This is a genomic window from Streptomyces sp. AC555_RSS877, assembly GCF_019049245.1.
GTDB lineage: Bacteria > Actinomycetota > Actinomycetes > Streptomycetales > Streptomycetaceae > Streptomyces.
Map to the genome: position 1 here is coordinate 130316 of NZ_JAGMUK010000183.1, position 26405 is coordinate 156720.

At 71.6% G+C, this 26405-nt stretch carries 22 protein-coding genes and 1 pseudogene; 16 read left to right on the forward strand and 7 right to left on the reverse strand.

Annotated features, from left to right (window positions below; all coding sequences use genetic code 11):
• Positions 1–76: 76 nt before the first annotated feature.
• The 10 genes and pseudogenes from KUM49_RS40830 to KUM49_RS40875 all read left to right on the forward strand — a co-directional run bounded on the left by KUM49_RS40830 (position 77) and on the right by KUM49_RS40875 (position 13590).
• Complete coding sequence (locus KUM49_RS40830) at positions 77–1204, forward strand: LacI family DNA-binding transcriptional regulator (protein WP_217241993.1); 1128 nt, start codon at positions 77–79, stop codon at positions 1202–1204.
• Positions 1205–1451: 247 nt separating this feature from the next.
• Positions 1452–1907, forward strand: a complete 456-nt coding sequence (locus KUM49_RS40835; protein WP_217241994.1) for a DUF6153 family protein — start codon at positions 1452–1454, stop codon at positions 1905–1907.
• Between the two features lie 95 nt (positions 1908–2002).
• Positions 2003–2647: a DUF305 domain-containing protein gene (locus KUM49_RS40840; RefSeq protein ID WP_217241995.1), complete on the forward strand. Its 645-nt coding sequence runs from the start codon at positions 2003–2005 to the stop codon at positions 2645–2647.
• 358 nt (positions 2648–3005) lie between these two features.
• Positions 3006–3528, forward strand: a pseudogene (locus KUM49_RS40845) (DUF4396 domain-containing protein).
• A gap of 190 nt (positions 3529–3718) precedes the next feature.
• Positions 3719–4414 carry a response regulator transcription factor gene (locus tag KUM49_RS40850; RefSeq protein ID WP_217241996.1) on the forward strand — a complete coding sequence of 232 codons (696 nt, stop codon included), beginning with the start codon at positions 3719–3721 and terminating at the stop codon, positions 4412–4414.
• 201 nt (positions 4415–4615) lie between these two features.
• Positions 4616–9832: a family 43 glycosylhydrolase gene (locus tag KUM49_RS40855; protein WP_217241997.1), complete on the forward strand. Its 5217-nt coding sequence runs from the start codon at positions 4616–4618 to the stop codon at positions 9830–9832.
• 23 nt (positions 9833–9855) lie between these two features.
• Positions 9856–10674, forward strand: coding sequence for a class I SAM-dependent methyltransferase (locus KUM49_RS40860; RefSeq protein WP_217241998.1), 819 nt, complete (start codon positions 9856–9858; stop codon positions 10672–10674).
• The gene (locus KUM49_RS40865) at positions 10671–11891 is read left to right on the forward strand and encodes an NUDIX domain-containing protein (protein ID WP_374200267.1); all 1221 of its coding nucleotides are present in this window, start codon (positions 10671–10673) and stop codon (positions 11889–11891) included. Before KUM49_RS40860 ends, KUM49_RS40865 begins: the two co-directional genes overlap by 4 nt.
• A gap of 2 nt (positions 11892–11893) precedes the next feature.
• On the forward strand, positions 11894–12277 hold the full coding sequence (locus KUM49_RS40870) for a DUF779 domain-containing protein (RefSeq protein ID WP_217241999.1): 384 nt from the start codon (positions 11894–11896) through the stop codon (positions 12275–12277).
• A 74-nt stretch (positions 12278–12351) separates the two neighbouring features.
• Positions 12352–13590 (forward strand): phosphodiester glycosidase family protein, encoded by a 1239-nt coding sequence (locus tag KUM49_RS40875; protein ID WP_217242000.1) that lies wholly within the window; start codon positions 12352–12354, stop codon positions 13588–13590.
• Between the two features lie 38 nt (positions 13591–13628).
• On the opposite strand, the gene KUM49_RS40880 is transcribed toward KUM49_RS40875, so the two are convergent.
• The 6 genes from KUM49_RS40880 to KUM49_RS40905 all read right to left on the reverse strand — a co-directional run bounded on the left by KUM49_RS40880 (position 13629) and on the right by KUM49_RS40905 (position 18864).
• Entirely contained in the window at positions 13629–13823 is a 195-nt protein-coding gene (locus KUM49_RS40880; RefSeq protein WP_217242001.1) for a hypothetical protein, read from the reverse strand.
• Positions 13824–13932: 109 nt separating this feature from the next.
• Entirely contained in the window at positions 13933–14790 is an 858-nt protein-coding gene (locus tag KUM49_RS40885; RefSeq protein WP_217242002.1) for a phosphatidylinositol-specific phospholipase C/glycerophosphodiester phosphodiesterase family protein, read from the reverse strand.
• 172 nt (positions 14791–14962) lie between these two features.
• Complete coding sequence (locus tag KUM49_RS40890) at positions 14963–16036, reverse strand: acyl-CoA dehydrogenase family protein (protein WP_217242003.1); 1074 nt, start codon at positions 16034–16036, stop codon at positions 14963–14965.
• Positions 16033–17214: an acyl-CoA dehydrogenase family protein gene (locus KUM49_RS40895; RefSeq protein WP_217242004.1), complete on the reverse strand. Its 1182-nt coding sequence runs from the start codon at positions 17212–17214 to the stop codon at positions 16033–16035. Before KUM49_RS40895 ends, KUM49_RS40890 begins: the two co-directional genes overlap by 4 nt.
• Entirely contained in the window at positions 17211–18188 is a 978-nt protein-coding gene (locus KUM49_RS40900) for an NADPH:quinone oxidoreductase family protein (protein ID WP_217242005.1), read from the reverse strand. Before KUM49_RS40900 ends, KUM49_RS40895 begins: the two co-directional genes overlap by 4 nt.
• Positions 18189–18282: 94 nt before the next feature.
• Positions 18283–18864, reverse strand: a complete 582-nt coding sequence (locus KUM49_RS40905) for a helix-turn-helix domain-containing protein (protein ID WP_217242006.1) — start codon at positions 18862–18864, stop codon at positions 18283–18285.
• Positions 18865–18943: 79 nt separating this feature from the next.
• Between KUM49_RS40905 and KUM49_RS40910 the strand changes: the two genes are divergently transcribed.
• From KUM49_RS40910 to KUM49_RS40935, 6 genes are all read left to right on the forward strand, one after another.
• Positions 18944–19876, forward strand: a complete 933-nt coding sequence (locus KUM49_RS40910) for an NAD(P)/FAD-dependent oxidoreductase (protein WP_217242007.1) — start codon at positions 18944–18946, stop codon at positions 19874–19876.
• A 29-nt stretch (positions 19877–19905) separates the two neighbouring features.
• Entirely contained in the window at positions 19906–21444 is a 1539-nt protein-coding gene (locus KUM49_RS40915) for an ATP-dependent DNA ligase (protein WP_217242008.1), read from the forward strand.
• The gene (locus KUM49_RS40920) at positions 21441–21905 is read left to right on the forward strand and encodes an NUDIX domain-containing protein (protein WP_217242009.1); all 465 of its coding nucleotides are present in this window, start codon (positions 21441–21443) and stop codon (positions 21903–21905) included. Before KUM49_RS40915 ends, KUM49_RS40920 begins: the two co-directional genes overlap by 4 nt.
• Before the next feature lie 77 nt (positions 21906–21982).
• Positions 21983–23368 (forward strand): NADP-dependent succinic semialdehyde dehydrogenase, encoded by a 1386-nt coding sequence (locus KUM49_RS40925; protein WP_217242010.1) that lies wholly within the window; start codon positions 21983–21985, stop codon positions 23366–23368.
• Positions 23369–23393: 25 nt separating this feature from the next.
• Positions 23394–23630, forward strand: coding sequence for a DUF6213 family protein (locus tag KUM49_RS40930; RefSeq protein WP_053751099.1), 237 nt, complete (start codon positions 23394–23396; stop codon positions 23628–23630).
• 130 nt (positions 23631–23760) lie between these two features.
• Positions 23761–24975 carry a cytochrome P450 gene (locus tag KUM49_RS40935; protein WP_217242011.1) on the forward strand — a complete coding sequence of 405 codons (1215 nt, stop codon included), beginning with the start codon at positions 23761–23763 and terminating at the stop codon, positions 24973–24975.
• A gap of 35 nt (positions 24976–25010) precedes the next feature.
• Here the strand turns inward: KUM49_RS40935 and KUM49_RS40940 are convergent, their stop codons facing one another.
• Positions 25011–26237, reverse strand: coding sequence for an acyl-CoA dehydrogenase family protein (locus tag KUM49_RS40940; RefSeq protein ID WP_217242012.1), 1227 nt, complete (start codon positions 26235–26237; stop codon positions 25011–25013).
• Positions 26238–26405: the final 168 nt, after the last annotated feature.

Below are 26405 nucleotides of genomic sequence, written 5' to 3' on the forward strand. Positions count from 1 at the left end.
GCTCGGCGCTCGGCCTCGGCGCCCCGCATGCCGTCTGACATCATGGGGCTCGATCGTGCGGTCACCGGGAGACACCATGACGCGAGGAGCAGGGCGGGGCGGAAGTGCCGCCGCGCCGGCGCCACGGAGCGTGGACGTGGCCCGCCTGGCCGGGGTCTCGCAGAAGACGGTGTCGAGGGTCTTCAACGACGAGCCGTACGTCTCCGCCGAGGTGCGCCGACGCGTCCTGGAAGCCGCCGAGCAGCTCGGCTACCGGCGCAACAACGCCGCCCGGGCACTGGCTTCCGGGCGGACCCGCTCGATCGGCGTCATCACACTGGGCACTGCCCTGTACGGGCCCGCCTCGCTGCTCATGGGGGTCGAGCGAAGTGTCCGCGACACGGGCTACGCACTCCGCGTGGTCAACACCGTGGAGGGCGACCCGGCGGGCATCGCCGGAGCCGTGGACTCGCTCCTCGACCAGGGCGTGGACGGCATCGTCGTCTCCGAACCGATCGACGAAGGCGGAGCGGACCCAGACGCCACCCTGCGGGCGGACGTTCCGGTCCTCGTCCTCGGTGCGCCGCCGCTCACCACGGCGACGACGATGCTCACCGCGGGGGACGGCGCCGACGCGATGGCCCGCACGGCCACCGGGCACCTGCTGGACCTCGGCCATGCGACGGTCCATCACCTGGCCGGTCCGCAGCGGTGGTTCGCCGCCCGGGGCCGCCTGGAGGGATGGCGGGCCACGCTGACGGCGCACGGCAGGCACGTGCCTCCCGCCGTCGAGGGCGACTGGTCGGCCGCCTCCGGGTACCGGGCGGGACGCCTACTGGCCGAGGACGGTGACGTCACCGCGGTGTTCGCCGCCAACGACGACATGGCCATCGGCCTGATCCGGGCGCTGACCGAGGCCGGGCGGCGAGTGCCGGAGGACGTCAGCGTCGTCGGCTTCGACGACATCCCGGTCGCCGCCTACGTGACTCCGCCCCTCACCACGATGCGGCAGCCCTTCGACGCCGTGGCGCAGGAAGGACTCAAGCGTCTGGTGCACTCCATCGAGAACCCGGACGCCGCCCCCCTGCCGTCCAGCGACCCACCGGTCGACCTCATCATCCGCACCTCGACCGCGCCACCACCCGACCGGACCACCCCGGCGCGCGGACGGCGTACGGCCTCCCCTTCCGGCGAGGACCCGCCCGGCCCGCCGGTCCCGAACTGAGCGCGACGCCCTCGACCCGCCTGCCCCGCCCCGGACAGGTCGGCCGCACCTACCCCGAACTCGCCCACCAGGCGCGGATTTCGATACCCCGGACCGACCGTCGCCGGGCTCGAACAGGACGCCCACATCGCGATGGTCTACCAATCAGCTAAGTAGTTCAGTGGAAATCGGCCCCTCGCACAGCACGGCCGGCATCCCTTGGGTACTGTCGGTCCAGCAGATCCAGAACGCCAGTGACGGAGTCCGTGTGAAGGTCAGCCGGTACGTACGCGCGGGAGGCGCCCTCGGGCACCTTCTGCTCGTCGTCGTGCTCGCCCTCGGCATCTTCGCGATGCACGGCATGGGCCACCCCGGCGAGTCGGCCCACTCCACCATGAGCGGCGCGTCCCACTCGACAGCGATGGACACGGCCGCTCCGGGCCACGCCCCGATGAGCGCTCCCACCGACCGGGGCGCGGGCGGTCACGCCGCGGAGCCGGCGGACTCGCCGTCCTCGCACGAACCCGCCATGGCCATGGACATGCTCTCGCTGTGCGTGGCGGTCCTGTTCGGCGCGTGGGCGCTCATCGCGCTCCTCAGGTCGGCGTTCACCCGTCGCCCGGGACAGCCGGCGGAGCTTCTTTCCCAGCTCACCTCGCCGCTGAGGCCCGACCCCCCGCCACGCGGACCCGATCTCACCCGTTTGTCAGTCCTGCGGCTGTAGGCCGAACGCTCCCGCGGTGCGCGCACCAGGCGCGAACCCGCGATTTCGCGTACGCCCGAACAGCCGAAGTACCGACCACACGAGGTGAATCGACCATGACTGCCCTCACGCATGCCCCGCGCCGCAAGCCTGTCCGCCGCGCCGCCGCCGTAGGCGTCGTCGCAGCCGCCGCGCTGCTTCTCTCCGCCTGCAGCGACGACGGCGACATGAGCGGCATGGACCACGGCAGCGGCAGCTCGGCGTCCGCGTCGGAAACCGCCGAGTCCGGCTCCGCCGGCTTCAACGACGCGGACGTCACCTTCGCGCAGATGATGATTCCGCACCACCAGCAGGCCCTGGAGATGGCCGAGCTCGCCGACGGCCGGGCCTTGGACGCGGAGCTCAAGGACGTCGCAGCGAAGATCGAGAAGGCTCAGGACCCGGAGATCAGGACGATGACGGGCTGGCTGAAGTCGTGGAACAAGCCGACTTCCGCGGGCTCCATGCCCGGAATGGACCACGGCAGCGGCGACGGCATGATGTCCGACGCGGACATGAAGCACCTCACGTCGATGAAGGGTGCCGAGTTCGACAAGATGTTCGCCGAGATGATGATCGAGCACCACAACGGTGCGATCAGCATGGCCGAGGGCGAGCAGAAGAGCGGCAAGAACGCCGACGCCGTGAAGATGGCGGGCAACATCGTCAAGGGTCAGTCCGCCGAGGTCAAGCAGCTTCAGAGCATCCTCGACCGGCTCTGAGCCCGGCCGGCGCGAGCCGAGCGTTCGGCTCGCGCCGCCGCCCCGGTCGTCCGGACTCCGCGGCGTTCGCGCCGGAGCTCGGACGGCCGCCCCCCTGACGCCCCGGCCGCCTCTGCCCAACTGCGCCGACCCAGGAGCAGGAACTTCCTCGGCCGTGGATCCCGGCGCCGGGATCCACGGCCCCGGCGGCAACCCTCGTACCGCACGGCAATCCGCAGACGAGGGGCGGTCCGCGCGCGCCCCGAGGAGCGACCGAGGCAGGGGCGCACCCCTCGAGGAATACCCCCAGAGGGTATATGGCCGGTGACTGTGAAGCTCGGAGAACGGGCCACACCGGACGGGAATGGGGAAGAAGGTCATGGACCACACCGCTCACGAAACCGGCAACGCTCACCACCACGCCGCCCACGAGAGCCACCACGGCCACGCCGGCCACGACACGCCGGGCGGAGCGTCCTGGGGAACGTCGCCAAGGCGACACTCCACTGCCTGACCGGCTGCGCCGTCGGCGAGATCCTCGGCATGGTCATCGGCACCGCCCTGATGTGGGGCAACGTGCCCACCATGGTTCTGGCGATCACGCTCCGCTCCTCTTCGGCCACTCCTTCACCCTGTTCGCCGTTCGACGGGCCGGCCTGGACCTGAAGACGGCGATCAAGGTCGCGCTCGCCGCCGACACCGTCTCCATCGCCGTGACGGAGCTGGTCGACAACGGCATCATCGCCCTCACCCCCGGCGCGATGGACGCCCACCTGTCCGATGGACTGTTCCGGTCCGCCCTGCTGGGTGGCTTCGTGATCGCCTTCCTGATCACCACGCCGGTCAACCAGTGGATGATCGGCCGCGGCAAGGGCCACGCGGTCGCCCACGCCTACCACTGACGCCTCCCAGACGCGCTCGGGACGCCCCGCACCCCGGGGGCGTCCCGAGCGCGTTCATGCCACGGCATCCGGAACAGAATGTGACCCACACCACAACAGAAACGCCACCGTTTCGATAGGTGCCGGGGCTAGCCTTTCTCGCATGTGAACGAAACCGTTTCGTTCAGACGGTGGGAGAGACATGCCCGGCATGACTTCCGTACTCGTGGTCACCCATCAGGCGCTGCAGCGCCACGGCTTCCGGATGCTCCTCGCGGCTCAGCCCGACCTCACGGTCGTGGGCGAGGCGTCCGGCGGATTCGAGGCGGTCCGCATGAGCGCCGAACTGCGTCCCGACGTCGTCCTGATGGACGCCCGCCTTCCGGAGGGCGGCGGCATCGAGGCCATCCGTCGCATCACCCGGCCCCCCACCCTCCCCCACTCGTCCGATGCCGTCAGAGCCGTCCGCAACCCTCCGCAGGTCCTGACGCTGACCAGCGCGGGCCGCGAAGAGCAGGCCCGAGCCGCCCTGCGCGCCGGAGCCCGCGGGTTCCTCCTCGAGGACGCCACCCCGGACGAACTGACCGCGGCCGTCCGCATCGTCGCCACCGGGGAGGCCGTCATCACCCCCGGTCTGACGCGCGCCCTCATCGACGCGGTACGTCAACAGCGCCCCTTGCGCCCCACCAGGCAGGAGGCCGGCCTCAACCGCCTCACCGGACGCGAACGCGACGTGTTGATCGCCGTCGCCTCCGGCTGGTCCAACGCGGAGATCGCCGCACGGTTGTCGATCGCCCCGACCACGGTGAAGTCCCACGTCAGCAACATCCTCGGCAAGATCGGCGCCCGCGCCCGGGTCCAAGCCGTGGTGTTCGCCTACGAGTCCGGCCTCGTGAGGCGGGCCTGACACCGTGCCCGTTGCGGCCCGAAGCATCCCAACGATCTCCGGCCATTCAGTCGTTCGGCCTGTCGGACATCGTTCGAAACCTCTTGACGCTGCGCCACACCCCGATTGACACTCTCGCAACACGACGTCACACAGCCGAAACAGCGGGGCGCCCCTGGCCGAGGCCCCTTCGTCAACCGTGTCTCAGCAGGGGAACTCCACATGACGCACATCGCACGACTGCGCGCCCGCGCGAGACGTTGGGCGGGCCCTCTCGCCGGGCTCACCGCCGCGTCAATGCTGCTGGGCCTCGCCGGTCCCGCCGGCCCCGCTCAGGCGGCACCGACAGCGGAAGCCGCGGAGGTCACCGACGGCCTCGCCCTCTGGTATCCGCTCGACGCCGCCTCGGGCGCCACCGCGACCGACGCCTCCGGCAACGGCCGGAACGGCACGGTCAACGGCACGGCCGGCTGGTCGCCCTCCGGTCAGGGGCTCGCCTTCAACGGGTCCGACACCTACATCAAGGTGCCGGACAACGTCATGCAGGGCATGAACGCGATCACCGTCTCGATGGACGTACTGATCGACTCCACCCAGAGCACCCCGTACTTCCTCTACGGCTTCGGCAACTCCAGCGGCGGCAACGGCAACGGCTACCTGTTCACCACCGGCAACTCCTTCCGCACCTCCATCGCCACCGGCAACTGGTCGACGGAGCAGACCACCAGGCCCGCCGACTCCCACAACCTGACCCGCGCCGCGTGGAAGCACATCACCTACACGCAGACCGGCACCACCGGCGTCCTCTACGAGGACGGCGCCGAGGTGGCCCGCAACACCTCGGTCACCATCACCCCCGGCGCCATCGGCTCCGGCAGCACCACCGCCAACTACGTCGGCAAGTCCGTGTACTCCGGCGACAAGCTGTTCAAGGGCAGGATTCGCGACTTCCGGGTGTACGACCGGGCACTCGCCGGCACCGAGGTCGAGCAACTCTCCCTCCCCGTGGCCACCCAGGGCGTCGCCGACGACAAGGCGGCCCTCACGCTCGGCGACACCAGCGCGGTCACCGCCGACCTCGACCTGCCGAAGACCGGCCCGGCCGGCGGCTCCGCGGTCGGCTGGGCGAGCGACAACCCTGCCGTGGTGTCGGAAACCGGCAAGGTGACCCGCCCCGCCGCCGGTGAACCGGACGGCCACGCCACTCTCACGGCGACCCTCAAGAAGGGCGCCGTCACCGACACCAAGTCCTTCGACGTCACGGTCCTCGCCGCCTTCGACGACGAGTCCGCGACCCGGCAGGCCGCCGAGGCGCTGACCGTCCACAACCTCGACGACGTACGGGGCAACCTCACCCTCCCCGCGGACGGCGACTACGGCACCCGCGTCACCTGGACCTCCGCGCGGCCGGACGTCGTCGCCGCCGACGGCACGGTCCACCGCCCCGCGCACGGCGACGGCTCCACCACCGTCGACCTGACCGCGACCGTCACCAAGGGCGCGGCCACGGCGACCCGCGCCTTCACCGCCAAGGTCCCCGAACTCCCGGCGCAGCAGGCCCTCAAGGGCTACATGTTCAGCTACTTCACCGGCGAGGGCACCTCCGACGGCGAACAGCTCTACGCCGCCCTCAGCAAGGGCAACGACCCGCTCAAGTGGCGGGAGTTGAACGACGGCAAGCCCGTCCTGACCTCCACGCTCGGCGAGAAGGGCCTGCGCGACCCGTTCATCATCCGCTCCCCGGAGGGCGACAAGTTCTACCAGATCGCCACCGACCTCAGGATCTACGGCAACGGCGACTGGGACGCCTCCCAGCGCACCGGCAGCAAGTCGATCATGGTCTGGGAGTCCACCGACCTCGTGCACTGGACCGACCAGCGCCTGGTGAAGGTCTCCCCCGACAGCGCGGGCAACACCTGGGCGCCGGAGGCGTACTACGACGCGAAGCTCGGCGCGTACGTGGTCTTCTGGGCGTCGAAGCTGTACGACAACGAGGCGCACTCCGGCGACACGTACAACCGCATGATGTACGCGACCACCCGCGACTTCCACACCTTCAGCGAGCCCAAGGTGTGGATCGACCGCGGCTACTCGGTCATCGACTCCACGGTGATCCAGCACGACGGAACGTACTTCCGCCTGTCGAAGGACGAGCGGAACAACACCTCCTCCACGCCCAACAGCAAGTTCATCTTCGAGGAGAAGAGCGACTCGCTCCTCGACACGTCCTGGACCGCGGTCGCCGAGGGCATCGGCAAGGGCGCGATGAGCGCCGCCGAGGGGCCCCTGGTCTTCAAGTCAAACACCGAGGAGAAGTGGTACGCGTTCCTCGACGAGTTCGGCGGTCGCGGCTACATCCCGTTCGAGACGACGGACCTCGGCTCCGGCACCTGGACCCCGTCCACCGGCTACGACCTGCCCGCCAAGCCCCGCCACGGCACCGTGCTGCCGGTCACCCAGGCCGAGTACGACCGCCTGCTGCGCGCCTACCAGCCCGATCAGCTCGTCGAGAGCGTCGAGGACATCGCCGTGAAGACGCGGACCGGTGAGGCGCCGGTCCTGCCGGCCACGGTGATCGCGACGTACGCCGACGGCGTCGAGCGTCCCGTCTCCGTCGACTGGGCGGACGTACCGGAATCCGCGTACGCCCAGGCCGGCACCTTCACGGTGGCGGGCGCCCTGCCCGAGGGGACCACCCTGAAAGCCGAGGTCACGGTCTCCGCCGAAGGCCCCGACGTACCCGCCGACCTGCTGCTGGACTACGACTTCGACGAGACCGGCGGCAACATCGCCCGCGACTCCAGCGGTCACGGCTACCACGGCACGTACGTGCGGACGCCCGACTTCGGGACCGGCGTGGACGGCGGCTCGTTCAAGATGTCCGGCGGTACCAGCAGCTCGACCACCTCGCCGTACGTCACCATCCCCAACGGCGTCCTGAAGAACGCCGACAGCGTCACCGTCTCCACCCACGTCAAGTGGAAGGGCGGGGACAACTTCCAGTGGCTCTTCGGTCTGGGTCCCGACAACAACAAATACCTCTTCGCCTCCCCCTCCAACGGCGGCGGCAAGCTCTTCTCCGCGATCACCAAGGCCACCTGGTCGGGCGAGAAGCAGATGACGGCGGGCAGCCGGCTCACCCCCGGTGAGTGGCAGCACGTCACCGTCACCGTGGACAGCGCGACCGAGACCGCGGTCCTCTACGTGGACGGCGTCCAGGCGGCCCGGGCCACCGGGGTCACCATCAAGCCGTCCGAGCTCTACGACTCCGCCAAGGGCTACTCCGGCTACATCGGCAAGTCCCTGTACTCCCCCGACCCCTACTTCGGCGGCGAGGTCGACGACTTCCGCATCTACAACCGGGCACTGTCGCCCACCGAGGTCCTGGAGCTCAGCGGCAACACCACGGGCATCGCCGCGGCGACCCACCCCGCGCTGAAGACCGACGCGATCATCGACGACGCGGGCAGCAGGATCACCCTGCCGCTGGCCGAGGGCAGCGATCTCACCGCCCTGGCACCTCGGTTCACCCTCGCCCACGGCGCGTCCATCAGCCCCGCCTCCGGCACGCTGCACGACTTCACCGAGCCGGTGACGTACGAGGTGACCGGCTCCGACGGCTCCAAGCGCACCTGGACGGTCACGGCGCTGGTGATGAAGAGCCCGGTCCTGCCGGGGCTCAACGCCGACCCGAACATCGTCAGGTTCGGCGACACCTTCTACCTCTACCCGACCACCGACGGCTTCCCGGGCTGGAGCGGCACGCAGTTCAAGGCCTACTCCTCCACCGACCTGGTCCACTGGAAGGACCACGGCGTCATCCTCGACCTGGGACCGGACGTCAGCTGGGCCGACAGCAGGGCCTGGGCGCCGACGATGGCCGAGAAGAACGGGAAGTACTACTTCTACTTCAGCGCCGACGCCAACATCGGCGTCGCGGTCTCCGACTCGCCCACCGGCCCGTTCAAGGATCCTCTCGGCCGACCGCTGCTCAAGGCGGGCCAGCTGACCGGCCAGATGATCGACCCGGCGGTCTTCACGGACGACGACGGCACGTCGTACCTCTACTTCGGCAACGGCCGCGCCTACGTGGTCCCGCTGAACGACGACATGACGTCCTTCGACGCCACGAAGGTCAAGGACATCACCCCGAGCGGCTACAACGAGGGCACCTTCGTCATCAAGCGCAAGGGCACCTACTACTTCACGTGGTCGGAGAACGACACCCGCGACGAGAACTACCGCGTCGCCTACGCCACCGGCCCCTCGCCCACCGGCCCGTGGACCAAGCAGGGCGTCATCCTGGAGAAGGACCTCTCGCTCGGCATCAAGGGGCCCGGCCACCACTCCGTGGTGGACGTCCCCGGCACCGACGACTGGTACATCGCCTACCACCGCTTCGCCATCCCCGGCGGTGACGGCACCCACCGCGAAACCACCATCGACAAGCTGGAGTTCGACGCGGACGGCCTGATCAAGAAGGTCGTCCCGACCCTGACGAGCATCGACCCGGTCACCGTCGTCCACGCGGGTGCCGACGCCGAAGGCACCGAGGGTGACGCGATCCGGATCGAGGGCACCGTCTCGGGAGCGGGCGGCCCGAAGTGGACCGTCGAACAGGGTGCGCCCTGCACGTTCGCGGACGCCGGAGCCGCCCGGACCACGATCACCTGCACGGACGACGGCAGCTACAAGGTCACCCTCACCGGCGGTCGCAGCAGCGACACCGCGACCGTCACCGTCACCAACGCCGCCCCGGCGATCACCTCCGCCGAGGGCCCGAAGTCACCCGTCGCGGCGGGCCGCCGTACGGACGTCACCACCGCGTTCGGCGACCTGGGCACGAGTGACACCCACACCTGCACCGTCGACTGGAAGGACGGCACCGAGCCGACGGAGGGCACCGTCACCGCCTCCGGCTGCACGGCATCGCACACCTACACCTCGGCGGGCATCCGCCGGCCTGTGGTCACGGTGACCGACGACGACGGCGGCACGGACCGTAGGACCCTGCCCGACCTGGTCGTCTACGACAGGAGCGCCGGCCCCGCGGCCGGGGTCGGTGTCATCACCTCGCCCGCGGGTGCCTACCCCGCCGGGGCCGCACTGACCGGCAAGGCCGCCTTCTCCTTCGCCGCCGACTACAAGAAGGGCGCCACCGTCCCGTCCGGGACGGCGACCTTCGACTTCGGCGCGGCCCGGCTGAAGTTCCGCTCCACCGGCTCCGACTGGCTGGTGGTCACCGGAACCCGAGCCGTTTACCAGGGATCCGGCACGGTGGGCGGCACGGCTGGCTACGGTTTCCGTGTCACCGCCACGGACGGCCCGGACACCTTCCGTATCGAGATCTGGAAGAAGTCCACCGGCGTGGTGGTGTACGACAACACCACGGCGGCGAAGGCCGTCGGCTTCGTCACCGTCGGAGGCCTCCGGCCGTAGGCCCACCAGGAGAGGACGCCCTCATGACCGGACCACAGCAGCAGACCGGGACGACCGTCACGGACGTGTTCAGCGCGGGCTCCGAGGAGTTCCACCGCTGGTCGCCGCTGCTGTGGGATCCGGTCGGGGAGGCGACGGTCGCCATGGCGGCGCCCGGCCCCGGGGAACGGGTGCTGGACGCCTGCTGCGGGGCCGGGGCGTCGGCGCTGCCCGCCGCGCGTGCCGTCGGCCCGGCCGGCTCGGTCGACGGGGTCGACCTGTCGGGGGCACTGCTGGACATCGCCACCGACCGGGCCCGGCGGGAAGGGCTGGGGAACGTCCGCTTCCACCGTCACGACGTCACGGCCTGGCCCGCTCCCGACGGCGGCTACGACCTGGTGCAGTGCGCGCTCGGGGTGTTCTTCCTCCCCGACATGGACCGGGACACCGCGGCCCTGGCCCGCCTGCTGCGTCCCGGCGGGCGGCTGGCCGTGACGGTGTGGGAGAGGGGCGCCCTCGCCGGCTGGTGGCGGGCGCTCAGGGGCGCTGTGGAGACCCAGCGGGCCTGGCCGGACTCCCGGCAGACGGCCCAGCGCGCCCGCATCGACACCACCGACACGCTCACCGCCTGGCTGCATGGCCTCGGCCTCACCGCCGCGCACGTCGAGCCCCGGCGGCCGGCCGTTCCCCTGACACCCGGCACGGCATGGGACCTGGTCGTGGGCAGCGGCACCCGGGCCCTGCTGCAGGGTCTGGACCCGGCCGCCGTCGAGAGCCTGCGTGCGGAGTTCACGGCCCGTCTCACCGCGGCCTCGGTGACCGATCTGGACGTACGCATCCTCACCGCCACGGCCACCGCGTGACGGGCCCGCACCCCTTCGCCCCCGACGGGGCCGAGTCGGTCAACGCCGACGCGTGGCACGCGTACGGAACCCATCACCTGCGCCGCGGCACCGTGTTGCCGGAGGTGGAGCGGATCGACTGGGGCTTTTGGGGCACCGGGCCGGGGGAGGAGATCCTCGGCGAGCTGTCAGGCCGGCGTGTCCTCGACCTCGGCTGCGGCCCGGCCCGGCACGCCGCGCACCTCGTCCGTGCCCATGGCGCCCGCGTGGACGCGGTCGACTCCTCACCGAGTCAGTGCGAACGGGCGCGCGCCCGCTACGGCTCGCTGTCCGGCCTGCGGCTCGTCCAGGCGGACGCCGTCGAACACCTGCGTGCGGCCGAGCCATACGACGTCGTCTACTCCGTCAACGCCGTGCCGTACATCGATCCGCGTCGGCTGCTGCCCGCCCTGGCCGGCGCGCTCAGGCCCGGCGGGACGCTGTGTTTCACCGTGCTCCACACCAACTCGCACGGCGACGGTCCCTCGTCCGTCGTCGCGTCCCGGCCCGAGATCCTGCCGCTCGCCGGCGGCGGCGAGACGACCGTGCGGATGTGGGTCCTCACCCCGGAGCTCTGGTCCGACCTGCTCGCCGAGCACGGCCTGCGGGTCGAGCACATCGACGCCCTCGACTCGCCGGACGAGGGCAACCAGGCCTCCTACCGGGTCTTCCGGGCCATCCGCCCCGTCCGCGTCTCGTCGCGCCCCCGCACCTCCCGGCCGCCGGTCCCGCACGCGGCGATCGGTGTCGGCGCCATCCTGTACGGGCCTCGCGGGTTGCTGCTGGGCCGGCACCGCAGGGGCACCTGGGAACTGCCCGGCGGCACGGTGGAACCCGGCGAGTCGCTTCCTGAGACGGTCGTGCGGGAGCTTCGTGAGGAGACCGGGATCGACGCCCGCCCGGCCGACGTACGGCTCCTCGGCACGCTCCTGGACGACGTCGACGGTGTCGTACGGCTCACTGTGGCCGCCCGTGTGACGGCGTGGCGCGGCGAGGCGGGCGACCAGCCCGGCGAACGCGTCGGCGACTGGCGCTGGTTCCCGCTGGACCGGCTGCCGGAGAACCTGTTCGTGTGCAGCGCCCAGGGCCTCACCGCCTGGCGCCCGGACCTGCCGATCGACCACACGCCGGCGCACTTCACGCCGTACGGCGACCGACCCGCAACCCCCTCGCAACCTTCGCCGTGCTGCACTCGGTGACCATGCCCGAAGAATCCGCACCACTCGTCCACGACGAGGCCCCCCGCGTCCAGCTGACCCCCGCCGCGGCCGACCTGCTGCGCCGGCTGCGCGAGACGCACGGTCCGCTGATGTTCCATCAGTCCGGCGGCTGCTGCGACGGCAGCGCCCCCATGTGCTATCCGGCCGGCGAGTTCCGCACCGGCGGCTCGGACGTGCTGCTCGCGGAGCTGGACGTGGCCGGGGTGGACGAGCCGGTGACGTTCTGGATGTCGCGGAGCCAGTACGAGGTGTGGAGCCACACCCGGCTGATCGTGGACGTCGTCGAGGGCCGCGGCAGCGGGTTCTCTCTGGAGGCCCCCGAGGGGGTGCGTTTCCTCACCCGTTCGCGGGTGATCGGCGCCTAGCCACCCCGACGGCGCTCGCCGTCTGGTGAACTTCCCCTCAGTCCTGGGACAGTTGACGAGACCTCGGGGGGACTGTGACACATCGTCAAGGGCTGTTCGGCGCGGGCAGATCGGCACTGACGCTGCTCACGGCACTCGGCACGCTGGCCGGTGCGGCCCTGGTGGGGGCGGCACCGGCCGGCGCCGGGCAGACGCGCACCCGGATCGCGGAGGGTGTCGGGTACCAGGAGTTCGACATCCCGGCGGCCAAGGGGCCCGCGCACGCCCACGTCCTGACCGTCGACCTGCGCAACCCGCGCGTCCGCGTGGACCTGCTGTACCCGGGGGCGGTCGCCGCGCGGGCCACCGTCTCCGCACTGGCCGACGCGACGGGCGCCGTGGCGGGCGTCAACGGCGACTTCTTCAACATCACCGAGGCGCAGCACCCGGGTGTCGAGGCCACCGGCGCGAGCGTGGGACCGGCGATCGCCAGGGGCCACACCCTCAAGGCGGCGGTGCCGGACGGGCAGCGGTTCGGTCCGGCGCTGCCGCCCGGTACGAGCACCGAGGACGTGATCGGCGTCGGCGTCGACCGCCGGGTCCGGATCGGCGCGCTGGCCCTCGACGGCTCGGTCCGCACCCCGCAGGGACGGCTGCCGCTCGGCGGGCTGAACCAGTACGCGCTGCCGGTCGGGTCGGTCGGGGCGTTCACCTCGGACTGGGGCAGCGCCTCACGGGTCCGGGCGACCTGCGGCACGGACACGGAACGGGCCGCCCCGTGCAGTACGGACACCCACGAGGTGACGGTCCGGGGCGGGCGGGTCGTGTCGGCCGCGGCCCGCCCGGGCAGCGGGCCCGTCGCCGCGGGTACCACGGTGCTCGTCGGACGCGAGGCGGGCGCGCAGCAGCTGCGGAAGCTGTCCGCGGGCGAGGCGGTGACGGTACGGCACCGGCTGGTGGCGTCCCCGTCTCGGATTCCGTTCCGCTTCGCGCTGGGCGGCTACCCGGTCCTCCGGTACGGCCGGCCGCTGCCGGGCCTCGACGACACCACCTCGGCCGTACGCACGGCCGTGGGGGTCGCGGACGGCGGGCGGCGCCTGCTGCTGCTCGCGCTGGACGGGGCGCCCGAGTACCGCTCCGGCCTGACGATCGCCGAAGTGGCGCGAGTCCTGCGGGAGCTGGGTGCGGTGCACGGCTGCAGCCTGGACGGCGGCGGCTCGTCGACCCTGGTCACCCGCGAGCCGGGCGCCACCGCCGTCGCCGTACGGAACAACCCCTCCGGCGGTGTGGAACGCCGCGTCCCGAACGGCATCGGGATCTTCTCCAGGCCGTAGGGGCCGTAGGGGCCGTAGGGGCCGTAGGGGCCGCGGCGTCAGGGTCTCAGGCTGCTGACGATGCCCGCCGTCGCCGTGAGGCCGCTGCTGATCGTGGGGGCGATGCTCGTACTGGCCAGCGAGAAGCCGAGCAGCAGGCACACCAGCGCGTGCGAGACCTTCAGCCCGCCGTTGCGCAGGAAGATCACCGCCAGGATCAGCAGTAGCATCACCACAGAGATGGAAATCGCCATCGTCAACCTCCTCCACCACGCCCGGTTCACGGCTTTCGGCCGCAAGTGTGGCGTAGTGGAGGCTTCGTCCGGGCGGCTGACCTGTCCTCCGAACGTGTGATGTCCGTGTCTACCGGTGGGCGTCCAGGAAGGCTTCCAGTCCGGCGAGGTCGTCGGTGTTGAGGTGGTCGACGTCGGCGGCGAGCAGTTCGGCCCACAGGGCGTCCCGGGCGGGGCCGGCCACGTCCGGGGTGGCCCAGAACCGGACCCTCTGCCCGCGTGCGTGGGCCGTCCGCACGATGGTCCGCAGCTTCTGCCGTTCGGTGTCCGGGAAGGCGCCCACGCCCCGCCAGGTGAAGTTGAGCGTCCAGTTGTCGCTGATCAGCGGGACGAACGAGGCCGGTGCCGAGGTGCCGAGGTCGGCGAGCCGGCCGTCGTAGAAGGCGCGCCGGACGGTCTGCGCCTCCATGGGTGTACGGGCGGCGCGGTCCCCGGAGATCACGGCGGTGACCGCGCCGGGCAGGACGCGGCCGTGGACGTAGGTCGTGAACAGGTGCTTGTAGCGCCGCAGATGCCGGTCGAGTTCGAGATACGTCGACGAGCCCTCGGTCTTGATGTCGATGAGCAGTTGCAGGGGCCTGCGGTGACGCCGGTAGACGGAGCCGTGGTTGGACCTGACGCGGGCGGCGAGGGGGTCGAGGTAGAGGGATTCGAGGGTGCGGGCCGGGTCGAGGTCGACCGGGTCGTGGGCGACGAGGAGCTGGTCGCCGACGAGAAAGATGTCGGCCTCCACGCTGCCGAAGCGGTGGTCGAGGGCGTCGAGGAGGGGGCGCGGGTGCTCGTAGTCGTTGTGGGCGTGGGCGCGCCACAACGGCCGCGGGCGGTGCCTCTGTTCGCCGGCCAGCGCACTGGCGGCGGGCAGGGCGACCGTGCCCGCGAGGGCGGCGCCGAGGGTGGTGAGGGCTCTGCGACGGGTGGTGAGGGCCATGCTCTGCCTCCCTGGTAGGCCTTACGGGACCGCAGAGAGTATGCGTTCCTCAAGGGCCCAAGGAGCAGTGCCGGGAGAGGAGTTGGCCGGACTGCCGCTGTCCGTTCACTTCGTCCGGGCGGAGCACGCGAAAGAGCCCGCCCCAGGTGGGGCGGGCTCTTTCCGGTGGATGTCAGGGGGCTTGGAGGCCGACGAGTTCGGCCACCGCCTCCCGGTGCGCGCCGGCCGTCCCGTACGCGATCGAGTCGGCCTTGGACCGCTTCAGGTACAGGTGGGCCGGGTGCTCCCAGGTCATGCCGATCCCGCCGTGCAGCTGGACGGCCTCCTCGGCCGCGTGCACGGCGACGGAGGCCGCGTACGCCTGGGCGACGGCGACCGCCACGTCCGCGTCCTCGCCGGTCGCGAGTGCGTCCGCCGCATGGCGAGCGGCGGCACGCAGGTTGACGACCTCCAGCCACAGCTGGGCGAGCCGGTGCTTGAGCGCCTGGAACCCGCCGACGGGCCGGTTGAACTGCTTGCGCTCCTTGAGGTACCGGACCGTCTCCGTCAGCGACCATTCGGCCAGCCCCAGTTGCTCGGAGGCGAGCAGCCCGGCTCCGGCCCGCAGCGCCCGTCGTACGGCCGGCTCGGCCTCCCCGATGCGACGGGCCGAAGCCCCGTCGAGGGTGACGGTCGCGAGCGGCCGGGTCAGGTCCAGCGAGACCTGCGGGGCGACGGTCACCGCGTCCGCGTCGACCGCGTACAGCCCGCCGTCCTCGGCGGGCACGAGCAGCACATCGGCTGCCGCCGCGTCCGCGATGCCGGTCAGCTTCCCGTGCAGGGTGCCGCCTTCCAGGCGTACGGCCTTGTGGGCGCCGCCCGGGGCGACGCTCAGGGCGACGGCGAGGACGCCGATGCGCCGGCCGGACGCCAACTCGGCGAGCAGGTCGTCGGCCCCGCACACCAGCAGTGCCTCGGTGGCGACGACGGCGCTGGTCAGGTAGGGCACGGGGGCGACCGCGCGCCCCAACTCCTCGAGGACGACGGCGGCCTCGCGGTGCGAGGCGCCCTGGCCGCCCTGCGCCTCGGGCACCAGGAGCCCGGCGAGGCCCATGCCGTCGGCGAGCGCCTTCCACAGCGAGCGGTCGTGCGGTGCGCCGGTCTCGGTGCGGGCGATCACGCCCGCGGCGTCGCAGTGGTCCGTGAGCAGGTCGCGGACGGCGGCGCGCAGCGCGTCCTCCTCCTCCGAGTAGAGAAGATCCGTCATCGGGCCAGGTCCTTCCAGGCGACGTCCTTGTCGGTGCGCGGCTCGGAGGGCAGGCCCAGGACGCGCTCGGCGACGATGTTCAGCAGGACCTCGGTGGTCCCGCCCTCGATGCTGTTGCCCTTGGAACGGAGGTAGCGGTAGCCGGCGTCGCGTCCCGTGAAGTCGACCAGCTCCGGTCGGCGCATGGTCCAGTCCTCGTACAACAGGCCCTCCTCACCGAGGAGTTCGACCTCCAGGCCGCTGATCTCCTGGTTGAGACGGGCGAACGCGAGCTTCATGCCGGAGCCCTCGGGGCCGGGCTGGCCGGCGACGAGCTGCTGGCGCAGCCGTTCGCCGGTGAGGCGGGCGACCTCGGCCTCGACCCAGAGCTTGAGCAGTCGCTGGTGGAGGTCGTGGGTGCGCAGTTCGGGGCGTTCGCGCCAGGTCCTGGAGACGGGGCCGATCATGCCGCCCTCGCGGGGCAGCCGCATGCCGCCGATGGCGACGCGTTCGTTGTTCAGCGTGGTCTGCGCGACCCGCCAGCCGTCGCCGACCTCGCCGAGGCGGCGGGAGTCGGGGATGCGGACGTCGGTGAGGAACACCTCGTTGAACTCGGCCTCGCCGGTGATCTGGCGCAGCGGCCGGACCTCGACACCCGGGTCGGTCATGTCGCAGATGAAGTAGGTGATGCCCCGGTGCTTGGGCACGTCCGGGTCGGTCCGGGCGATGAGGATGGCCCAGCGAGCGAGGTGGGCGCTGGACGTCCACACCTTCTGCCCGTTCACCACCCAGTCGTCGCCCTCTCGGACGGCCCGGGTCCCGAGCGCGGCGAGGTCGGATCCGGCGCCGGGCTCGCTGAACAGCTGGCACCAGACCTCCTCCCCCACCCACAGTGGCCGCAGGTACCGCTGCTTCTGCTCCCCCGTGCCGTAGCCGAGGATCGTCGGCGCGGCCATCCCGAGGCCGATGCCGATGCGCCGCGGGTCGTTGTCGGGGGCGCCCGCGGCCTCCAGCTCGGCGTCCACCACGGCCTGGAGGGAGCGCGGGGCGCCGAGCCCGCCGAGGCCCTCCGGGTAGTGCACCCACGCCAGTCCGGCGTCGAAGCGGGCCTTCAGGAAGTTGGTCCGGTCGGTGGTCGCGGGCGGGTACGCGGCCAGCAACTCCTCGGTACGGCGCCTGAGTTCGGCTGCGTCGGTCATGCCGCGCCTCCTTCGGCGAGTCCGGGGACGACGACGACCCGGCCGGTGGTGACGCCGTCGCCGACCCGCTGCACGGCCGCCGCGGCGCCGCCCAGCGGCACGCGCTCGCTCACCAGCGGCTTGATCGCGCCCCGGGCGGTCAGCTCGGTGAGCTGTTCGTGGCAGTGCTGGACCAGTTTCGGGTTCTTGGTGTTGTACAGGCCCCAGTGCAGGCCGAGGACCGAGTAGTTCTTCACCAGCGGGTGGTTGAGCGACGGGCTGGGGATCGTCCCGCTCGCGAAGCCGACGACGACGATCCGGCCCTCGAAGGCGACGACCTTGGCCGACTGGGCGTAGGCCTCGCCGCCGACGGGGTCGTAGATCACGTCGGCCCCCCGGCCGCCGGTGGCCTCCTTCACGGCGGCGATGACGTTCTCGCTATGCCGGTCGATCACCACGTCACAGCCCGACTCCCGGGCGACGGCGGCCTTGTCGGTGCCGCCCACGACACCGATCACGGTCGCGCCGGCCGCCTTGCCGAGCTGCACGGCCGCGCTGCCGACCCCTCCGGCGGCAGCGTGGACGAGCAGCGTCTCGCCGGCTTCCAGGCGGGCCCGCCGGTGCAGACCGAACCAGCCCGTCTGGTAGCCGATGTGCAGGGCGGCGGCCTCGGCGTCGTCCAGCGAGTCGGGGGCGGCCAGCAGAGCGGCGGCGTCCGCGACGGCGTACTCGGCGAAACCGCCGTACGGCAGCGCGGGGTTGGCGATGACCCGCCGCCCGTCCTCGGTCTCGCCGCAGATCTCCACGCCCGGCGTGAACGGCAGTGGCGGCCTGACCTGGTAGTGGCCCCGGACCATGAGCACGTCCGGGAAGTTGATGTTCGCGGCACGCACCTTCAGCAGGACCTGGCCGTCACCGGGCGTGGGCCGCGCCACGTCGGCGAGGCGCATCACCTCGCCCGGCTCGCCGTTCTCGTGCACTTGCCATGCCTGCATGCGGGGCCTCCACGGGACTCACGGGACTGCGTCGTCTGACCGGGTCCTCCGCATACTAAGCGGTCGCTTGCCGATCAGGGAACAGTCGGATGCGTCACGACCGCTTGGGCCGCGCCCGTACGTGGATCCGCTCGCCCTGCGGTCCGAACAGGCTGAGGAACTCCGCCGGCCCCTCCCCCGTCGACCCGAACCAGTGCGGCACCCGGGTGTCGAACTCGACGACCTCCCCGGCCGTCAGAACGGCATCATGCCCGCCCAGCACGAGCCGGAGCCGCCCCGACAGCACGTACAGCCACTCGTAGCCCTCATGGGTCCGCGGCTCCGGTTCCTCGTTCGCCTGCGGCACCAGCACCTTGAAGGCCTGGAGTCCGCCGGGCTGGCGGGTGAGCGGCCAGTAGGTGCGCCCGTGCCGGGAGATCGGTGCGGCCCGCACCCGCGGATCGCGCACCGACGGCGCGCCCACCAGCTCGTCCAGCGCCACCTCGTGGGCCCGCGCGATCGGCAGCAGCAGCTCCAGGCTGGGCTTGCGCAGCCCCGACTCCAGCCGGGACAGCGTGCTCACCGAGATGCCGGTCACCTCGGACAGCCCGGCCAGCGTGGCCTGCCGCTCCTTCCGGATCCGCCGCAGCCTCGGGCCGACCTCGGCGAGGACCTCGTCCATGTCGTCGTCACTCATGGCTTCCATTGCAGTTTCGGCAAACACATTTGTCAATGCGGCAGCGGGAGAGCGACTGTCTCAGTGGAGGTGGTCACCAATGACCGAGAACTACGAAGTGGTCGTCGTCGGCGGCGGCGCGGCCGGGCTGTCCGCCGCGCTGGTCCTGGGCCGGGCCCGGCGCCACACGCTGGTCGTCGACGCGGGCGAACCGCGCAACGCTCCCGCCGCGCACATGCAGGGCTATCTGTCCCGGGACGGCATGTCCCCGGCCGACTTCCTGGCGGCCGGCCGCGAGGAGATCGCGCGGTACGGCGTCGAGCTCGTCCGGGACCGGGTGGCCGACGTCGCCGAGGGCTTCACCGTGGACCTGGCGAGCGGGCGCACCGTGCGCGCCCGACGGCTCGTGATCGCCACCGGCCTCAAGGACGAACTGCCCGCCGTCCCGGGCCTCGCCGAGCGCTTCGGGCGCGATGTCCTGCACTGCCCGTACTGCCACGGCTGGGAGGTCCGCGACCAGGCGTTCGGCGTGCTCGCCACCACCCCGATGAGCGTGCACCAGGCGTTGATCGTGTCCCAGTGGTCGAAGGACGTGAGCTTCTTCCTGCACACCGTCGCCGAGCAGGAACTGTCGGACGACGACCTGCGCAGGCTGGCGGCGGCCGGGGTCAGGGTGGTCCCCGGCGAGGTCTCCGGACTGGTCACGCGGGACGACCGGCTCACCGGAGTCCGGCTCACGGACGGCACCACGCACGACCGCGAGGTGCTGTTCGTGGCGCCCCGGGCCGTCCCGCAGACCGATCTGCTCCGGCGCCTGGGCGCCGAGCTGCGGGAGACACCGTTCGGCGCGTACCCCGTCGTCGACGAGACGGGCCTGACGAGCGTGCCCGGTGTGTGGTCCGCGGGCAACGCGACGGGCTTCGCGGAGCAGGTCGTGAACGCGGCGGCCGGCGGCTACCGGGCGGGCGCCACGATCAACGGCGAGCTGTTGATGACGGACCTGGACGCGGCCGTCGCGGCCGTCCGGGTGTAGAGAGCCCACGTCCGGTGCACCATGGCTGCATGCTGCTGACCCGGCTGGCCCAGGTGTCCCAGGAGGTCGCCGCGACCTCGGCGCGCTCCCGGAAGATCGCGCTCCTCGCCGAGCTCTTCCGGGACGCCGAGGCGGCGGACGTGCCGATCGTCATCCCGTATCTGGCGGGCCGCCTGCCGCAGGGCCGGCTCGGTGTCGGCTGGAAGGTGCTGAGCCGCCCGGTCGCCCCTGCCGCCGAGCCCACCCTGAGCGTGCGCGAGGTGGACGTGCTGCTGAGCGCGCTCGGCAAGGTCTCGGGCGCCGGCTCGCTGGCCGAGCGGGCCCGGCTGGTCGGCGAGCTGATGGGCGCTGCCACGGCGGACGAGCAGCGGTTCCTGCTCGGGCTGATCAGCGGCGAGGTACGGCAGGGCGCGCTGGACGCGGTCGCGATCGAAGGGCTCGCCCAGGCGACCGAGGCCCCGTCGGCGGACGTACGGCGGGCCGTGATGCTCGCGGGCTCGCTCCAGACGGTGGCCGGGGCCCTGCTCGCGGACGGTCCCGCCGCCCTGGCCCGGTTCCGGCTGACCGTCGGCCGCCCGGTCCTGCCGATGCTGGCGCACAGCGCCTCCTCGGTGGCCGAGGCGGTCGAGAAGCTGGGTTCCTGCGCGGTCGAGGAGAAGCTGGACGGCATCCGCGTCCAGGTGCACCGGGACGGCAGCGCCGTACGGCTGTACACCCGCACCCTGGACGACATCACCGACCGCCTGCCCGAACTGACCTCGGCCGCCCTGGAGTTGCGGGGCGAGCGCTTCATCCTGGACGGCGAGGTCATCGCCTTCGACGCGGACGGCCGCCCCCGCTCCTTCCAGGAGACCGCGGGCCGTGTGGGCTCCCGCGTGGACGTGACGACGGCGGCCGAGGCCGTCCCCGTCTCCCCCGTCTTCTTCGACGCCCTGTCCGTCGACGACCGCGACCTGCTCGACCTGCCGTTCGCCGAACGGCACGCGGAACTGGCCCGGCTGGTGCCCGAGCCGATGCGGGTGCGCCGGACGCTGGTGTCCGGGCCGCAGGACGTGCACGCGGCCGAGGAGTTCCTTGCCGAGACACTGCGGCGTGGTCACGAGGGCGTCGTCGTGAAGTCCCTCGACGCGCCCTACAGCGCGGGCCGGCGTGGCGCGTCCTGGCTGAAGGTCAAGCCCGTCCACACCCTCGACCTGGTCGTCCTGGCCGCCGAGTGGGGCCACGGCCGCCGCACCGGCAAGCTGTCCAACCTGCACCTCGGCGCCCGCACGGCGGACGGCTCCTTCGCGATGCTCGGCAAGACCTTCAAGGGCATGACCGACGCGATGCTGACCTGGCAGACCGAGCGGCTCCAGGAACTGGCCCTGGACACCGACGGCTACGTGGTGACCGTACGCCCCGAACTCGTCGTCGAGATCGCCTACGACGGCCTGCAGAGGTCCACCCGCTACCCGGCCGGCGTCACCCTCCGCTTCGCCCGCGTGGTCCGCTACCGCGAGGACAAGCGCCCGGCGGAGGCGGACACGGTGGAGAGGCTGCTGGCAGCCCATCCGGAGGTCTCCCCGTGACCGGGAAGCGCAGCGCGGGCCTGCTGCTGTTCCGCCACACCGACCACGGCCCTCAGGTGTTGCTCGGCCACATGGGCGGCCCCTTCTTCGCGCGGCGCGACGCGGGAGCGTGGACCGTGCCGAAGGGCGAGTACGACCCGGACGAGCCCTCCTGGGAAGCGGCCCGCCGCGAGTTCCAGGAGGAGCTGGGGCTGCCGCCGCCCGACGGCGAGGCCGTACCGCTCGGCGAGGTCCGGCAGACCGGCGGCAAGATCGTGACGGTGTGGGCGATCGAGGCGGACCTCGATCCGGCCGCCGTCACCCCGGGCACCTTCCGGATGGAGTGGCCCCCGAAGTCCGGGCAGACCCGGGAGTTCCCGGAGCTGGACCGGGTGGAGTGGTTCGGCCTGGACCGTGCCCGGGCCGTGATCGTCAAGGCGCAGGCCGCGTTTCTCGACCGGCTGGCGGAGCACTCGGCCTGAGCGGAGGCCTACGCGTTGCGGTCCCCACCGCCGCGCGGGAAGGTCGGAAACACAGTTCGTCCCCAGGAAGGTCAGCCATGCCCATCGCAACGGTCAACCCGGCGAACGGCGAGACACTCAAGACGTACGAGGCCATGGGCGAGGAGGAGGTCGAGCGCCGGCTCCAGCTCGCGCAGGCCACGTTCCGCACCTACCGGGCGACGTCCTTCGCCGAGCGCGCCCGCCTCCTGCACCGGGCCGCCGATCTCCTCGACGAGGACCAGCAGGACATCGCCCGTGTCATGACTACCGAGATGGGCAAGCCGGTCAGGCAGGCCCGCGCCGAGGCCGGGAAGTGTGCGAAAGCGATGCGCTGGTACGCCGACCACGCCGAGGAGCTGCTCGCCGACGAGGAACCCGCCGCCGCCGACGTCAAGGACTCCGGTGCCTCCCGCGCCCTGGTCCGCTACCGGCCGATGGGCCCGGTGCTCGCGGTGATGCCCTGGAACTTCCCGCTGTGGCAGGTGGTCCGGTTCGCGGCACCCGCGCTGATGGCGGGCAACGTGGGCCTGCTCAAGCACGCCTCGAACGTGCCGCAGACCGCCCTGTACCTGGAGGACCTGTTCCACCGGGCGGGCTTCCCCGAGGGCTGTTTCCAGACCCTCCTCGTCGGCTCCGCGGCGGTCGACGAGATCCTGCGCGACGAGCGGATCAAGGCGGCCACCCTCACGGGCAGCGAGCCCGCGGGCCGGGCGGTCGCGTCCACCGCCGGGGACATGGTCAAGAAGACGGTGCTGGAGCTGGGCGGCAGCGACCCGTACGTCGTGATGCCGTCCGCGGACATCGACCGCGCCGCCCAGGTGGCGGTGACCGCGCGGGTGCAGAACAACGGGCAGTCGTGCATCGCCGCCAAGCGGTTCATCGTGCACACGGACGTGTACGACGCGTTCACCGAGCGGTTCGTCGAGGGCATGAAGGCGCTGCAGATCGGCGACCCCCTGGAGGACGAGACGGAGGTCGGACCGCTCGCGAGCGCACAGGGCCGGGCCGACCTGGAGGAACTCGTCGACGACGCCCGGCGCGGTGGCGCGAACGTGCTCTGCGGGGGCGAGCGGCCCGACGGGGCCGGCTGGTACTACCCGCCGACCGTCCTCGCCGGCATCAACCGCGAGATGCGCATCCACCGCGAGGAGGCGTTCGGGCCGGTCGCCACGCTGTACCGGGCCGCCGACCTGGACGAGGCCGTGCTGATCGCCAACGACTCGCCGTTCGGGCTGAGTTCCAACGTGTGGACGCGGGACGACACCGAGGTCGACCGTTTCGTACGGGACCTGGAGGCGGGTGCCGTGTATGTCAACGGGATGACGGCGTCCCACCCGGCCTTCCCGTTCGGCGGGGTCAAGCGGTCCGGGTACGGGCGTGAGCTGTCCGGGCACGGAATCCGGGAGTTCTGCAACATCACCACCGTATGGCACGGAGCGTGAGGCTGCCGCAGCTACGATCCCCTTTGTGAACCGCGAAGTGACTCTGCCTCTGATCGTCGACGACCGCGGGACCTTGCAGGTGGCTGCCGCCGATGTCAGCAAGTTGTTGCGGACGGTGGGCGGCCGGTGGCTGCATCTCGTCGAAGCCGGGGAGGACGGGCTCGACGAGGACACGGTGGCCGCGCTGACCATCGAGTTGGCCAAGCTGGCCGACCGTATCGACGTGGCGTGCATCGCGCACAGCAGCGGGCAGACCGGATAGCGATCGCCTTCCGCAGCGCCTCGGGGTCCCCGATACGGAGCAGTTCCGCGCGAGATCGTCGCCCCCTCGGGGGATCGTGAACGGGGACCACACCTGGGCCGCTGGCAGCGCCCCGACGAGACGGCGTGAGATGACCGAAGAGACGATCACCGAGATCCTGCCCCCCATCCGGCACTGGCCGGCGCTCGACCTGACCGGCGTGGACTTCGACCCCGTCCTGACCGAGCTGATGCGCGAGGGCCCGATCACTCGCATCCAGCTGCCCGACGGCGAGGGCTGGGCCTGGCTGGTCACCCGCTACGAGGACGTGCGCACGGTGGCCGACGACCCCCGGTTCAGCCGCGAGGCCGTCCTGGAGCGGCCGGTCACCCGGCTCGCCCCGCACTTCGCCCCGGCCCGTGGCTCGGTCGGTTTCCTGGACCCGCCCGACCACACCCGGCTGCGCGGATCGGTCGCCGCCGCCTTCTCGGCGAAGGGCGTGGAGCGGATGCGCGAGAAGTCCCGCCGGATGCTGGACGAGCTGGTCGACGAGCTGCTTCAGGACGGCCCGCCGGCCGACCTGTCGGCGGCCGTGCTGACCCCCTTCCCCGTCGCCGTGATCTGCGAGGTGCTGGGTGTCCCGGCGGCCGACCGGCACGGCATGCACACCTGGACCCGGCTGATCCTGACCTCCCCGCACGGCGCCCGGGCCGGCGAGAAGGCGAGAGCCGAGATGGGCGCCTACTTCTCGGACCTCATCGCCCTGCGGGAGGGCGGCACCGGCGAGGACGTCACCTCGCTGCTGGGCGCCGCCGTGGGCCGTGGCGAAGTGACGCTGGAACAGGCCGTGGGGCTCGCGGTGCTGCTCCAGATCGGCGGCGAGGCGGTCACCGACAACAGCGGCCAGCTGTTCTACATCCTGCTGACCCGCCCGGACCTGGCCGAACGGCTGCGCCGCGAGCCGGAGATCCGCCCGCGGGCCATCGACGAGCTGCTGCGCTACATCCCGCACCGCAACGCGGTCGGACTGTCCCGGATCGCCCTGGAGGACGTGGGAATCAGGGGCGTACGGATCCGGGCGGGCGATGCGATCTACGTGTCGTACCTTTCCGCGAACCGGGATCCGGACGTCTTCCCCTATCCGGAGACGATCGACTTCTCCCGAAGCCCGAATCCCCACGCGTCCTTCGGTTTCGGCCCGCACTCCTGCCCCGGTGGCCTGCTTGCCCGGCTGGAGTCCGAGCTGCTGGTCGACGCGCTGCTGGACCGCGTGCCGGGGCTGAAGCTCGCCGTGCCGCCGAAGGAAGTCCCCTTCAAGAAGGGCACCTTGATCCGCGGGCCGGAAGCCCTCCCCGTCACCTGGTGAGCCGGTCACCTCAGAGGCGCCCAGTCCCCTACGCGCTACCGGATCGGCATCCCCGACAAGGTGCGGGCGATCACCAGGCGCTGGATCTCGCTGGTGCCCTCGAAGATGGTGTAGATCGCGGCGTCCCGGTGCATCCGCTCCACCGGGTACTCCCGCGTGTAGCCGTTCCCGCCCAGGATCTGAACCGCCTGAGCCGTCACCGTCTTGGCCGTCTCGCTGGCGAACAGCTTCGACATCGAGCCCTCGGCGGCTGTGAACTGCTTGCCGTTGATCGCCATCCAGGACGCCCGCCAGACCAGCAGCCGCGCCGCGTCGATGGACGTCCGCATGTCGGCGAGCTGGAAGGCCACGCCCTGGTTGTCGATGATCGGACGGCCGAACTGCTCACGCGTCTTGGCGTAGTCGAGGGCCACCTCGTACGCGGCACGGGCCGTACCGACGGCCATCGCACCGACGGCCGGCCGTGAAGCCTCGAACGTGGCCATCGCCGCGTTCTTCACGCGCTCCCCGCCCGCCTTGGCCCGCTCGCGGGCGCGCGCCAGCCGCTCGTCCAGCTTCTGCTTGCCGCCGAGGAGGCAGGAACCGGGCACCCTGACGTCCTCCAGGACGACCTCGGCGGTGTGCGAGGCGCGGATGCCGTGCTTCTTGAACTTCTGGCCCTGGGAGAGGCCGGGGGTGGCCGGCGGGACGATGAAGGAGGCGTGTCCCTTGGAGCCGAGCTCCGGGTCGACGACGGCGACGACCACGTGGACGTTGGCGATGCCGCCGTTGGTCGCCCAGGTCTTGGTGCCGTTGAGGACCCACTCGTCCTTGGCCTCGTCGTACACCGCACGGGTACGCATCGAGGCGACGTCGGAGCCGGCGTCGGGCTCGGAGGAGCAGAAGGCGGCCACCTTGACATCGTTGACGTCGCCGTACATCTGGGGGATCCAGGTGCCGATCTGCTCCTCGGTGCCGTTGGCGAGGACGCCGACGGCGGCGAGACCGGTGCCGACGATGGACAGGGCGATGCCCGCGTCGCCCCAGAACAGCTCCTCCATGGCCATCGGGATGCCGAGGCCGGTGGGGTCGAAGTACTGCTGGGCGTAGAAGTCGAGGGAGTAGATGCCGACCTTGGCGGCTTCCTGGATGACCGGCCAGGGAGTCTCCTCACGCTCGTCCCATTCGGCGGCGGCGGGGCGTATGACGTCGGCGGCGAAGCCGTGCAGCCAGTCCCGCACCTCCTTCTGTTCGTCGTTGAGCTCCATGGTGAACTCGGCCATGTCCCCTCCAGCGGCGTTGCACGTGCGTGTTACTTACGGTAACCCGAGTCTGTTACCCGCGGGTAGGAAAAGTCAACTCCCGGAGACCGCTCGGCAGCCCGTTCGATGCCCCCGGCATGCTGGGTGTTAGTTTGCGCAGGCGTTACCTAAATAAGCACGGGTGGGGAG

Bases quoted from the DNA above. Each gene is read 5' to 3' on its own strand.
- KUM49_RS40830 (WP_217241993.1), top strand. From the start codon at position 77: ATGACGCGAGGAGCAGGGCGGGGCGGAAGTGCCGCCGCGCCGGCGCCA.
- KUM49_RS40840 (WP_217241995.1), top strand. From the start codon at position 2,003: ATGACTGCCCTCACGCATGCCCCGCGCCGCAAGCCTGTCCGCCGCGCC.
- KUM49_RS40850 (WP_217241996.1), top strand. From the start codon at position 3,719: ATGACTTCCGTACTCGTGGTCACCCATCAGGCGCTGCAGCGCCACGGC.
- KUM49_RS40855 (WP_217241997.1), top strand. From the start codon at position 4,616: ATGACGCACATCGCACGACTGCGCGCCCGCGCGAGACGTTGGGCGGGC.
- KUM49_RS40860 (WP_217241998.1), top strand. From the start codon at position 9,856: ATGACCGGACCACAGCAGCAGACCGGGACGACCGTCACGGACGTGTTC.
- KUM49_RS40870 (WP_217241999.1), top strand. From the start codon at position 11,894: ATGCCCGAAGAATCCGCACCACTCGTCCACGACGAGGCCCCCCGCGTC.
- KUM49_RS40880 (WP_217242001.1), bottom strand. From the start codon at position 13,823: ATGGCGATTTCCATCTCTGTGGTGATGCTACTGCTGATCCTGGCGGTG.
- KUM49_RS40885 (WP_217242002.1), bottom strand. From the start codon at position 14,790: ATGGCCCTCACCACCCGTCGCAGAGCCCTCACCACCCTCGGCGCCGCC.
- KUM49_RS40890 (WP_217242003.1), bottom strand. From the start codon at position 16,036: ATGACGGATCTTCTCTACTCGGAGGAGGAGGACGCGCTGCGCGCCGCC.
- KUM49_RS40895 (WP_217242004.1), bottom strand. From the start codon at position 17,214: ATGACCGACGCAGCCGAACTCAGGCGCCGTACCGAGGAGTTGCTGGCC.
- KUM49_RS40900 (WP_217242005.1), bottom strand. From the start codon at position 18,188: ATGCAGGCATGGCAAGTGCACGAGAACGGCGAGCCGGGCGAGGTGATG.
- KUM49_RS40905 (WP_217242006.1), bottom strand. From the start codon at position 18,864: ATGAGTGACGACGACATGGACGAGGTCCTCGCCGAGGTCGGCCCGAGG.
- KUM49_RS40910 (WP_217242007.1), top strand. From the start codon at position 18,944: ATGACCGAGAACTACGAAGTGGTCGTCGTCGGCGGCGGCGCGGCCGGG.
- KUM49_RS40915 (WP_217242008.1), top strand. From the start codon at position 19,906: ATGCTGCTGACCCGGCTGGCCCAGGTGTCCCAGGAGGTCGCCGCGACC.
- KUM49_RS40925 (WP_217242010.1), top strand. From the start codon at position 21,983: ATGCCCATCGCAACGGTCAACCCGGCGAACGGCGAGACACTCAAGACG.
- KUM49_RS40935 (WP_217242011.1), top strand. From the start codon at position 23,761: ATGACCGAAGAGACGATCACCGAGATCCTGCCCCCCATCCGGCACTGG.
- KUM49_RS40940 (WP_217242012.1), bottom strand. From the start codon at position 26,237: ATGGCCGAGTTCACCATGGAGCTCAACGACGAACAGAAGGAGGTGCGG.